The sequence below is a fragment of the Paenibacillus sp. FSL H8-0282 genome (assembly GCF_037963825.1).
GTDB classification, from domain to species: domain Bacteria; phylum Bacillota; class Bacilli; order Paenibacillales; family Paenibacillaceae; genus Paenibacillus_AQ; species Paenibacillus_AQ odorifer.
The window spans coordinates 1,000,852-1,012,594 of the sequence record NZ_CP150146.1 but is presented as its reverse complement, the minus strand read 5'-3'; the positions used below and the strand labels follow the sequence as shown (position 1 = coordinate 1,012,594).

Here is an 11,743-nt window from a genome sequence, read left to right as displayed (position 1 = left end):
ATTCTCTTGTTACTGGCGGAGCACCGCTCATCGTACAACGCAAAAAAAGGCGTATCCCAGCCACCCTTTCATGGCTTTTGAGATACCCTTTTTTTGGAGTTACAATCATTCCCCGAGCTTACAGAACCAGATGAGCTCTATATAATCGTCCAGCCGCCATCTACAAACAAAGTCTGACCTGTAGTGTAGCTGGAAGCATCTGAAGCAAAGTAGAGCACGGCGCCGTTTAGTTCTCCCGGATTACCAGGGCGCCCCATCGGACACACTGCGTTGTACATTTTTAGCGCTTTTTCTGCAAATAACGTATTCTCAGTCATTTCAGTTTTGAACAAGCTTGGTCCAATCGCATTAACAGTGATACCATGCTTAGCATAAGTTGCCGCCACCCCTCTTGTCAGATGGATCACTCCACCTTTAGCAGCATTGTAAGAATGCGTAGGAACCGAAGCTGAAGCTGTAAGGCCTAGCATTGAGGCTGTATTGACGATTTTGCCGTAATTCCGTTCCTTCATATGCCGGATCACATGTTTCGACATCAGGAAAACACCTTTTAAATCCGTATCCAGTACCCGATCCCAAGCTTCTTCTTCCAGCGCCTCAATCGGAACCGCATCCACCACACCAGCATTATTCAGCAGAATATCAATTTTGCCAAAGGCTTCCATAACCTTTTGAACAGCCACAATAATCTGGTCCTCTTTTCTTACATCACACTCGATAGGAATTATTCTGCGTTCAGGGTATTTAGCCCGGATATCCTCGGCTACTGCTACAAGCTTGTCATATCTTCTGGCCAAAATAGCAATGTCTGCTCCTTGCTCAGCAAGCATCTCTGCGAATTGTACCCCGATCCCACTGGATGCTCCTGCGATAATAGCTGTCTTACCCGTCAAATCAAAAAGGTTAGTCATTCTAATTCCTCCTAATGTTTGGTTAGCCGATCCTTCTTCGGTTTCATTTCGTACAAACTCACTTCAAACACGTAGGCTTATACTGAGGAAACAGGTTGCAAATTGTTCTCCCACCAGTCCCAGCGGAGATAGCAGTATGGAAGATACTCCATTGGATTCAGAGGCTCCAGAATTTTACCTTTTTCAAGCACATTTGTACTGACGGTGTAAACCGCGCCCAGCATATTCACAACTTCAAGCTCACTCCAAGGATCATGCGGGGAGTCTTGGAAGGTGATAGAGGCTTCAGCCGCTTTATAGACTTTAACCTCACTTACTAAACGCTGTGTGACCAAGGATGGCATCAGATCGAAGCCGTTTCCGTCAATTGCATTGGCATATTTGATGTTATACAAAGGGATATCTTTGCCGTAATATTCCTCCAGAATCTTCTCGGCTCCATTGTCATTGAAGTGTCCATCCATAGTGGCTTTTACGTTGAAAAAGTCAATGCCATGCCGGCCGATTGCCCCATCAATGCCATCTTCTGAGGTGTTCATACGCACATCGGCCATTTTCTTAGGCAGCCCACATACTTCCCGGCCCATAGCCATCCCGATATCGCTTGTAATAGGCATCGACAGGCAGTAGTTGCCTAATTGTCCGTTATAGTCCGCTAGAACGAACAATCCAGCTTCACGATAAGGTGGACAAAAGTTCGTAGCTGGGTAATTGGCGATAAAAGCATTTACCAGCGGCCGGCTTGTTGGCTTCAGTGGCTTCGGCAACAAACGCTCGATAATCTCTGGTTTGGTCTCCCAATACACCGTCAGCATCTCTGCATCATAAAAGGTGGTTGGCTTGCCTCCGTATTTCTGCATATCTGCGAAACTTTTCACAAAACTCACCATGAATGAACCCTCCTTAGATTAGTAACCCTTTAGTTCAGCACAAAAGCCGTTTCGAATCCAGATTGAATGGCCTGTCCGATTCGGCCTGGCTTGCCTGCATCGCCGATCACCTTCACATTAGGCAGTACCTGCTTCAACTCATCAACAAATGAGCGATCGGGTGTAACACCAATGGATAATACAACAGCATCCGTCTTTTTCAGCGAAGTTTCCCCCGTGGACGTATTCTCAAGCACAATCGCGCCATCCTGCACTTCTACCAGCTTGGTTGATGCTAAGAGCTCCACGCCGTTCTTTTTCAGTCTAGTCACAATGTCGATCAGATTTGGCAGATAGGCATCTGGACCAACCCGCGGCTGCATTTCCACCACCGTGACCTGATTTCCCATATCGGCTAAATATTCAGCCGTTTCCAGCCCTGTCATGCCGGAGCCGATGACCACAGCCTGCTTGTTCTTAATCACAACTGACCCACTAAGTACGTCAACAACGGTGCAGACCGCTGCCTTCTTTACTCCCGGAATAACAGGCACTATAGGCTGTGCCCCAGCAGCAACAAATACCGCATAAGGGTTCAGTTGCTTCAGTTGTTCCAGCGTAGGTTTCGTAGAGAGACGGACATCAACATCCAGATCCTCTAACTGATGCTGCATATTATCAATAAACCAGTTCAGCTTCTCCTTCAATGGTGGCCGGCTTCCCAGCTCCACGCTGCCGCCTAGCACATCTCTGGCTTCGAACAATACAGGTTTAAAATCTCTGAGCGCCAGAATCCGTGCTGCTTCCATACCTGCTGGACCCCCGCCGATCACAGCTACTACTTTGCCAGCGCCATCTTTGGTTGGTTCTGCAAATTCAAGCTCACGGCCCACTCTGGCATTGACAGCACACTTGATTACCTTGCACTCCATTACTTCCTGAATACAGTACAGGCAAGAGATACAGGTTCTGATCTCTGCTTCTTTGCCTGCTGCCGCTTTGTTACCCCACTCCGGATCGGCCAGTTGGGCTCTTCCAAGGGCTACAAAATCCGTGTTTCCTTCCTGTAGCAGACTCTCAGCAAATTCAGGCTTACGGATCACATCACAAGCAATCACTGGAATTTGCACCGCTTGCTTAATGGCTGCGGAGAGATGTTTTTTCCAGCCTTGCGGGTAGGATATCGGCTCAATGATCGTATTGGATGATTCATAAGTGCCGGAGCTTACATTTATGCAATCCACTCCGATGCTTTCCAGATGTTTCGCAGTCTGGATAGCCTCATCCAGTGTAATCCCGCCTGAGACAAATTCATCGCCGTCGATTCGCACCGATACAGGGAATCCTGCGCCACAGGTCTTTTTGATGCCAAGCACAATTTCGTTCAGGAATGACATTCTACCTTCCAGTGAACCGCCATATTTATCAGTTCTCAGATTGGTAAGTGGGCTCAGAAACTGTCCTACGAGATAGCCGTGGGCACCATGGATCTCCACACCATCAATACCTGCTGTTTTAGCTATATAAGCTCCGAACACAAATTTACGAACTAACTCTTCTACCTCTTCAGTAGACAGCTCCCGGGGCATTTCCCCAATCGCTGAAGACATCACTGCGCTAGGAGCAACAATTTGTTTGCCTCCAATAAGCCGTCCGTGATTTTGCCGGCCCGGATGCTGGAGCTGAAGGAATATTTTGCTGTCATGACGATGCACAGCTCTTGCCAGTTTCTCCAGACGTGGCACAAACAGCAAGTCACTTGCATTCAGCTGGTTCGGTGTACCTACTCCGGTCTCATTATCCACACGCGTAATTTCCGTAATGATTAGACCACAGCCACCTGCGGCACGTTCCTCATAAAAAGCAATCATTTCATCCGATGCTTCACCACTGGCCGCAGCCAGTGACGTTCCCATAGCCGGCAATACAATTCTATTCTTAAGTTCAAGGCGTCCAATTTTACCTGCTGCAAACAGTTTTTCATATTTCATCTGCTTAGCACCTCCACCTTTAGTTTAAGGCGTCCAATACTTTGTGAATATATTTACAAGCACCAAAAATCACTTCTTTATAGTGCATATTGCACTATTATTGAACTAGGGGGCGATATGAATGGATGTTTCCTTAAATGAGCAAGTATCAGGTAAAATCGAAATGGAGCATTATACCGCATCTTTGTTTACTGCATACATTTCAGGTGCAGGCCTTTCAGCTATCGTACAGACAGCTGCCGAGCTACTGCAGAATCCCGTCATTGTATTTGATTGCAGCTTCAAAATTGTAGCTCACTCTGACCTTTCCGATATCGACGATTACATATGGAGTGATAATATCCGCAAAGGTTATTGCTCTTACGACTTCATTGCGGCTGTGAGCAAAATGAACAGTGTCCAGCGTGGGAAACAAAGCGATGAATCTTATGAGGTAACCTGCGAGGAAACGTCAAACTCCAAACTGATCTCCAAAATAAAAGTAGCCGGCAAACAAATCGGCAATGTATTGCTTCTAGGATGCACAAATCCTTTTCGCGCCAGAGATAACGAGCTGCTGTCCATCACCGCTACCATACTTGCCGAAGAGATGGGCAAAAATAGCTACTATCGCAACGCCAAAAATATAAAAGTTGAAGATTTTATCTGCGCATTGCTAGAGGAACAGCTTCAGGACAACCGGATTATTCAGGACAGGATGCGGAGTGCAGGACTAAAGTTCGGGAATCAGCTGCTTGTGCTGCTGTTCGATCTTACCTGGTATGAGGGTTCAGGCCGTTATGATGATTATTTAAGAGAACGTTTGCAACAGCTTTTTCCGGGCAGTCCTTCCACCTATTATGACGGGCAGATTGTAATGATCCATGATGGAAACCTCTCCAAAGAGCTTGTAACTAAGCAGCTGCAGGAATTTCTAGCCCAAACCGGCATCTCGCTTGGCATCAGCAATATGTTCACTAATCTTACGCAATGTAGGAGACACTATCTTCACTCCCGAAATGCTATTCGGATCGGTTCCATTCTCAGCCCGCAGCAGCAGCTGACTTACTATTCAGATATCCAGCTCTATGAGATGCTCTCTGCTGATGTTGTGTTTAACGAGGATAATAACTACTACCATCCAGAGCTGCTCAAGCTTCAAGAATACGATACTTTGCACCAGTCCAATCTGTATCATACCTTTTACGTTTATCTCAAAAATAACCGGAACATGCAGATTACCTCAGACGAGCTGTACATTCACCGGAATACACTCAGATATAAGCTCGATCTTATCAGCAGACTGCTGGACACCGACTTTACCGATTCTGAAAAAATGCTGGCGTACTATGTCTCTTATAAGGTCGCTGCTTTTTGTGAAAAAGCTAGGGAGCAGACCCGTACGCCGCAACGTTAATGTTAGAAGCTACTATAAACGCACAAACAGCCCCCGTCTTTATCCCAAGAACGGGGGCTGTGCTGTGAAGTAGGACTGTATATGATATTACAATCCGTAAAAAGCTTGCAGCTGACGCACGATTTCATTCTTGTCATGATCCACTACGGTTTGATGTTGTGGCATCTCGAACAATGCTTTAATCTGTGCCGGGAATTCCTGCTTAATATCAATCAAAGTAATTGCCTCATCGAACTTAGCTGGATGTGCAGTCGCAAAGGTAATGCCAATCTCATCCGGGCCATTAAAGGCTTCGTAAGCCGCGATTCCACATGCTGTATGTGGATCAAGCAGGTAGCCGTATTCTTTTTGATACTTAGCGATCGTATTCAAGCATTGATCATTCTTCACACCCAGCGCTGCAAAATCCTTCTGCACCTGCTGAAGCGCCTCGCCTTCAACCGTAATCTTGCCTTCGGTTTGCAGCTTGGACATATACGCGGATAACTTCTCAGAATCCTCGCCTACCAGATAATACAGATACCGTTCGAAATTACTTGCCACTTGGATGTCCATCGAAGGGCTGTAAGTGCTTGTGAAATTACCTGGTTTGTATTCGCCAGTATTCACGAAACGCTCCAAAATATTATTTTCATTCGTAGCAATGATCAGCTTGTTAATAGGAAGCCCCATTTGCTTAGCCAAATAACCCGAGAAAATATTACCGAAGTTACCGGAAGGCACGCTGATATTAATCTTTTTCTCGTTGCTGCCATCGACATGCAGATATGCATAGAAATAATAAACAGTCTGCGCCAGAATCCGCACAAAGTTAATGGAATTAATTGCACGCAGATGATACCGACCTTTAAAGTCCAGATCTGCGAACAGATCCTTAATCACCTTCTGGCAATCATCAAAGTTACCATGAACAGACAGATTCAGTACATTGCTGTCGTCCACCGTAGTCATCTGCAGCTCTTGCACTTTACTTACCTTGCCGTGTGGATGGAGAATACAGATCTTGATGCCTTCTTTGCCGCGTACACCTTGAATGGCCGCCGCTCCAGTGTCCCCAGAGGTTGCACCGAGGATGTGGATGATTTTGTTTTGTTTTTTGGAAATATACGAATACAGCTCACCCATAAACTGCAGCGCTACATCCTTGAAAGCAAAAGTAGGCCCATGGAACAATTCAAGGACATATAAAGAATCATCCACTTGGTGTATAGGTGTTACTTCAGGTGTGCGGAAATTAGCATAACTGGTGTTGACCATTTCCTGCAAATCCTGGTAAGGAATCTCACCATTGGTGTAATAGGCAACAATCTTCAGGAACAACTCCTGATAGCTGAGACTTCTCCACTCTTCCAACGTTGCTGCTGAAACCACTGGAATCTCGGATGGAACCATCAGCCCACCGTCGTCCGCAAGTCCCATCAACACCGTATCAATAAAACCTTTAGGTTCCACATTACCTCTTGTGCTTATAAACTTCATGCTCATCCTCCTGAACCCCTCGTTAATATATGACAAGAATATATGATAAGAAGAAACAACGTTGTCGTCCTATATAGAAGACAACTGTTTCTCGCAGAAATATAAGGCTGTTATAGTTGCACCACTTATAAATTCTTATAATTAACTATAAGTTTCACCCTAAACGTTATCCTTAAGCTAGTTAGGGATGATAAAGCTATTTCTGCTTGTTTTCCCTATATACTACCACGTTTACGCGCTAAAGTCCGTTAATTCTTTGTCTTATTTTGCAGCTCTCTCCAGACCGTTTTGTTGCTGTACTGCCGTTCTGTACTAACATCCTTACCGAACCATTCCGGCTCTTTAAAGCTTTCCGCTTCCTCCAGAGATTCAAATTCAACCTCCAATACGGACAATTTCAGCTGGGAATATACGTCGATCTCAACCGTTATGCCATTCCACACCGCTGTAATTCGCTCTTTGACCAAAGCTACCGCATTTACCGCTTCGATCATCTGATTATATAAACCCTCTGAGATAAAATATTCGATCTCTTCGCGTTTGATCCCTTTGCCATCCTTAAACGTATGCGTGTAGGTTACCTCACCTGAGTCCAGATCCGTAATTTTACGCACACGAAGCTCTTGACCACCATCTATCGCCAGATATGTCTGATCGATATTATGACGGGTAACAATCTTCAACTCTCCCTTTTGAATCAGCTGCTCCGGAAATTCCGGCAGCAGAAACTTGCGTTCGATCTCCAAAGCCATGATGTTTCGCTCCTCTTCGTGTCATATATTTTTATATTAATAATCATCATAGGGGTGTGACAAACCCAAGTCAATGTGGATTATAGGGAAATAGGACATGCTCTAGCTTAAAAAGGCTACCGTGGTGCTCATTGTGGGATTTATGGAGGCTGTGGAAGATGGAGCTCACCGTAGATTACTGGAAACTACGGATAATTAGCGAGTCAGCCGGCGATCATTGGAAAGCACCATTCGATGAGTTACTCCGTGTGCCACTGGTGAGGCTCCCCCATTCGATGAGTTGGTTCCGCTCCACTGGTCGCACTCACCTATTCGATTAGTTGGTCACGCTCCACTGGTCGTACTCACCCATTCGATTAGTTGGTCACGCTCCACGGGTCGTACTTACCCATTCGATTAGTTGGTCACGCTCCACGGGTCGTACTCACCCATTCGATTAGTTGGTCACGCTCCACGGGTCGTACTCACACATTCGATTAGTTGGTCACGCTCCACGGGTCGTACTCACCCATTTACTTACGGACCGTATAGCCACTATTTGCGAAAAAAACGCATATTTGAGATGGTATCGGACTCAGGTGCAGCTATTTACTCCAAAACACCCCATATGGTCGCGATAATTAGCCAATAACGTCGCTGGGGTCCGAAAGTAGCCTCAATTGCCTCTTTTCTAGCAAATAAGGACTTCTGAGTCCGATCCGAAGCAGGGTACCTAGGAACCTAGTAGCAGCCAAGGGACTCTCCATCATATGTAGCCGACGCCTTCTCATTCTTATCCCAGACCAAACCTAAAGATTAGACCATCGTTACTGGTGGCACTCCCCCATATCTTACGGACTAATAAAAAACCGAACGAAAATCAGAGGAAATCCTGAAATCCGGTCGGCTCGACGGCAGCACTTATTTTATTTCTTTCATAAATGCCTGAAAGTCTTTTACGATTTCTTTTGCTTTAGTGCGATATAAATAATGTCCCTCTTCAAACTTCACTATTTTTCCATGCACAGAGTCCTTGATTTGCTTTTCATGCTCTGGTATCCATCTATCCGTTGCTGGTTGATTCGCTTGTATAAAGAAAATAAGAGGAAGATTTTTAGGAAATGTTAAGCTTTCAGCTGATTTAAAATTAGAATACATCATTCCAGCTTCATTTAATTGGGTGGGATTAAATATGTTTTTGCGATTGATCAGTCTCATTTGTTCTTTTGTTTTATCATCAAATGGTAGTTCAGCAATTGGGTCAGCACTAAATTTCATTTGCAATCTGATTAAACCTGATTTTTTGAGCAGATTTATAGTTCTTAATTCCGAAGCTTCGATCTTCCTCTCGCTTATCGATGGGACACTACTATCAAGCCCGACAAATGCACTCACTTCATTTTCATACTTGTTAACATAATCTAGTCCATATATGCCTGAAATAGAGTGGCCCATTAGAATATAACGGTCAATATTAAGAGCCTGTAAAGCTTCATGAATTTCACTTACAATATTCTCCGTGCTGCGCTCCTTTTTGGTCAGATCACTTAATCCATACCCAAAAGGCTCAATCATGACAACTTTGTAAAACGGCGACAGTTCATCTATTAATGCTTTAAAATCAAGAGCTGGCGCTGCTGTGCCATAACCCGGTAGTAGCACGACTGTTTCTTCACCTTTTCCTTGAATATAAACATTCATGTTTTTCCCATCTACGGGCACTAACTGACCATAGGGTTCTATTTTATTTTGTTCCGATTTATTGCTGATCAAATTAACTGTATAGACAATAGCGAGAAAAAGCACGATTGCGATGATTATTGCTCCTACTACTTTAAGTAGTATGTTTAGTGTTTTACTTGTTCTCGTGCCCGCCTTCATTTTCATTACTTCTTTTATTTCCACTCGTATCTTCCCCTGTCATCAGCTGTGTATTGGACTACCATAACTAACTGCTAGGCTAAGATTAACCAATGAAGATGTACTCCCTATGACCTCAATATGAACGGAATATGAACATGCAAAAAAACTATAGCGTCATACACAAGGTAGCTTCACAGGATGCCATAACAGGAGGAATATGGAGGTGGATACGATCAAGGCTGCCTTGCCATCCGCAGCTTCAGCTGATTCAAATTCATCTTTGAACAAAAAAAGCAAACCACGAGCTAGGCTCATGGCTTGCTGATGACTTGCAATAAACTCTATTCCTGCACCTTCAATTTATAACATCCGCTAACAAAATCCTGCTGGATATCCGGCAGAGCCAGCCCAGCCTGCATTAGCCGATCACCACCGTAAACCTCACCACTTGCCTCCAGAATGTAATCCAGCTCCGGATTTAAACCATTCAGCTTCAGGCTACGGCGGGGCGGGTGCGGCACAGCCATTACCCGGAAGTAATAAACTAATGCCTCTCGCTGATCATCGGACACGAACATCCATGCTGTCTCATTGCCCTCAAACGGGCTTTGCAGCCGGTACAGATTCCCTTGCTGCACAAGACTGCGGATTTGTTTATAGTTCGCAACCTGTTCCTTCACAAGTTCCTTCTCTTCGTCTGTAAACTTCGTAAGATCCAGCTCATAACCGAAATTACCGGACATAGCTACATCTCCACGAAAAGACAGCGGGGTGATCCGTCCTACCTGATGATTCGGCACGGCAGACACATGCGCGCCTATCGAACTAACCGGATACACCAGACTTGTTCCATACTGAATCTTCAGTCGTTCCACAGCATCTGTATCGTCACTGGTCCAGGTCTGCGGCATGTAATGCAGCATGCCTGGGTCGAAGCGGCCGCCACCACTACAGCAGCTCTCGAACAGGATATGCGGAAACTCTGAAGTTATTCGCTCCAATAGCTCATACAGACCAATCACATAACGATGAGCGGTTTCCCCTTGGCGTTCAGAAGGTAACTCTGCAGAGCCAATCTCCGTTAAACAACGGTTCATATCCCATTTCACATAACTAATGGGCACGGTCGAGAAAATCCGGGACAGTGACTCATAAATGTACTGGCGCACATCCTCCCGAGTATAGTCCAGCACCAATTGCCAGCGGGCTTCGCTGCGGCGGCGTCCCGGCACATGCAGACACCAGTCGGGATGCTTACGATAGAGCTCGCTGTCTGGCGAGATCATCTCCGGCTCGAACCAGAGGCCAAACTGCAAGCCTAGATTGTTCACACGCTGCGCCACATCAGACAATCCGCCTGGAAGCTTGCGCAGATCCTCTACCCAGTCTCCGAGAGAGGAGTTATCTGCATCTCTTTTGCCAAACCAACCGTCGTCCAGTACGAATAGCTCTATCCCGAGTTTCGCTCCTTCCGCCGCAATCGACTCCAATTTATCCGCATCGAAGTTGAAATAGGTGGCTTCCCAATTGTTGACCAGAATGGGCCGTTCCTTATCTCTATATAACCCTCTGCATAAACGGGTCCGGTACAGGCGATGATAGGTTCTCGACATTTCCCCGATCCCCTCGGAAGAATACACCATCACTACCTCTGGGGTCTGGAATTGTTCGCCCGGCTCCAGCAGCCAGGAGAAATCAAAAGAATTCAGCCCCATCGTAAACCGGGTCATCCCGAAGGAATCGACCTCTGCCTCAGCTTCAAAGCCTCCACTATATACAAGACTGAAGCCGTAGGCCTCTCCATGATTTTCATCCGTTTCAGGTTTCACCAGCGCTGCAAATGGATTTAACTGGTGGCTGCTCATCCCTCTGCGGCTCCCAATGGTCGTACCCCCTTGCACCAGACGTCTACGGGTCAGATTACCTTCCCTTGACCAAGCTCCTGCCAAATAGATCATATCCATATCGCCAGACGAGAAATCGACACTAGCACTCAGTGCACGCTGCAATCGCAGCTGTGTTTCCCCCGCATTGGTGAACTCCACAGAGCGGGTGATTACGTTGGTATGTTCAAAAACCGTATAGCGCAAAATAACACTCAGCTTGGCGTAATCATCCTTAAGTGTAAGCTCCAACGTCTGTGCTTCTTGCGCAGACTCAACATATACAGATGGCAGACCCGGCAGTGAGGGTTTACCCTCAACTACCCGGTACCCGCTGTATTTCAGCTCTGTAATACGAGTGCCGTCTTCGAGCCGAACTTGATAAGCTGGTGTTCTGAAATCTCCCGTGCCGTATTGGGGATATTCCTGCGGGAGCCGGTCGAGACCCGTATTTCCTCCCAGATTCAACAGCCCTTCCAAATTGCTGCCACTACGCAGCTTCTTACCCCAATACACATGTGCCGGATAATCATTAACAAGCTGAAGAATATAACTCATCCCTGCGCTCTGTAAATGGAATAATCCCTTATCTTCCTGAACTAAAATCCCCATGTGCCAGT

9 protein-coding genes are annotated in these 11,743 nt (G+C 45.9%); 1 reads left to right on the top strand and 8 read right to left on the bottom strand.

Annotated features, from left to right (window positions below; translation table 11 throughout):
- Positions 1–137 precede the first annotated feature (137 nt).
- The 3 genes from NST94_RS04350 to NST94_RS04340 form a co-directional block, all read right to left on the bottom strand.
- Positions 138–911, bottom strand: a complete 774-nt coding sequence (locus NST94_RS04350) for a glucose 1-dehydrogenase (RefSeq protein WP_036680744.1) — start codon at positions 909–911, stop codon at positions 138–140.
- Between the two features lie 77 nt (positions 912–988).
- Positions 989–1,801: an acetoacetate decarboxylase family protein gene (locus NST94_RS04345; protein ID WP_081383412.1), complete on the bottom strand. Its 813-nt coding sequence runs from the start codon at positions 1,799–1,801 to the stop codon at positions 989–991.
- A gap of 29 nt (positions 1,802–1,830) precedes the next feature.
- Positions 1,831–3,771 carry an NAD(P)/FAD-dependent oxidoreductase gene (locus NST94_RS04340; protein WP_076219701.1) on the bottom strand — a complete coding sequence of 647 codons (1,941 nt, stop codon included), beginning with the start codon at positions 3,769–3,771 and terminating at the stop codon, positions 1,831–1,833.
- A 121-nt stretch (positions 3,772–3,892) separates the two neighbouring features.
- Here NST94_RS04340 and NST94_RS04335 point away from each other — a divergent pair, with 121 nt between their 5' ends.
- The gene (locus NST94_RS04335; protein ID WP_076219702.1) at positions 3,893–5,167 is read left to right on the top strand and encodes a helix-turn-helix domain-containing protein; all 1,275 of its coding nucleotides are present in this window, start codon (positions 3,893–3,895) and stop codon (positions 5,165–5,167) included.
- A gap of 87 nt (positions 5,168–5,254) precedes the next feature.
- Here the strand turns inward: NST94_RS04335 and thrC are convergent, their stop codons facing one another.
- The 5 genes from thrC to NST94_RS04310 form a co-directional block, all read right to left on the bottom strand.
- On the bottom strand, positions 5,255–6,646 hold the full coding sequence (gene thrC / locus NST94_RS04330; protein ID WP_339281712.1) for a threonine synthase: 1,392 nt from the start codon (positions 6,644–6,646) through the stop codon (positions 5,255–5,257).
- A gap of 248 nt (positions 6,647–6,894) precedes the next feature.
- Positions 6,895–7,398, bottom strand: coding sequence for a CYTH domain-containing protein (locus NST94_RS04325; RefSeq protein WP_076302808.1), 504 nt, complete (start codon positions 7,396–7,398; stop codon positions 6,895–6,897).
- A 900-nt stretch (positions 7,399–8,298) separates the two neighbouring features.
- Positions 8,299–9,264 (bottom strand): alpha/beta hydrolase, encoded by a 966-nt coding sequence (locus NST94_RS04320; RefSeq protein WP_339282125.1) that lies wholly within the window; start codon positions 9,262–9,264, stop codon positions 8,299–8,301.
- Between the two features lie 150 nt (positions 9,265–9,414).
- A complete protein-coding gene (locus NST94_RS04315) occupies positions 9,415–9,555 on the bottom strand; it encodes a hypothetical protein (RefSeq protein WP_339281711.1) in 141 nt (46 codons plus the stop codon).
- A 26-nt stretch (positions 9,556–9,581) separates the two neighbouring features.
- Entirely contained in the window at positions 9,582–11,735 is a 2,154-nt protein-coding gene (locus tag NST94_RS04310; protein WP_339281710.1) for an alpha-galactosidase, read from the bottom strand.
- Positions 11,736–11,743: the final 8 nt, after the last annotated feature.

What these genes read in the sequence shown, in the direction of transcription:
- thrC (WP_339281712.1), bottom strand. Translation starts at nt 6,646, where the DNA reads ATGAAGTTTATAAGCACAAGAGGTAATGTGGAACCTAAAGGTTTTATT.
- NST94_RS04320 (WP_339282125.1), bottom strand. Translation starts at nt 9,264, where the DNA reads ATGAAAATGAAGGCGGGCACGAGAACAAGTAAAACACTAAACATACTA.
- NST94_RS04310 (WP_339281710.1), bottom strand. Translation starts at nt 11,735, where the DNA reads ATGGGGATTTTAGTTCAGGAAGATAAGGGATTATTCCATTTACAGAGC.
- NST94_RS04335 (WP_076219702.1), top strand. Translation starts at nt 3,893, where the DNA reads ATGGATGTTTCCTTAAATGAGCAAGTATCAGGTAAAATCGAAATGGAG.
- NST94_RS04315 (WP_339281711.1), bottom strand. Translation starts at nt 9,555, where the DNA reads ATGAGCCTAGCTCGTGGTTTGCTTTTTTTGTTCAAAGATGAATTTGAA.
- NST94_RS04345 (WP_081383412.1), bottom strand. Translation starts at nt 1,801, where the DNA reads ATGGTGAGTTTTGTGAAAAGTTTCGCAGATATGCAGAAATACGGAGGC.
- NST94_RS04325 (WP_076302808.1), bottom strand. Translation starts at nt 7,398, where the DNA reads ATGGCTTTGGAGATCGAACGCAAGTTTCTGCTGCCGGAATTTCCGGAG.
- NST94_RS04340 (WP_076219701.1), bottom strand. Translation starts at nt 3,771, where the DNA reads ATGAAATATGAAAAACTGTTTGCAGCAGGTAAAATTGGACGCCTTGAA.
- NST94_RS04350 (WP_036680744.1), bottom strand. Translation starts at nt 911, where the DNA reads ATGACTAACCTTTTTGATTTGACGGGTAAGACAGCTATTATCGCAGGA.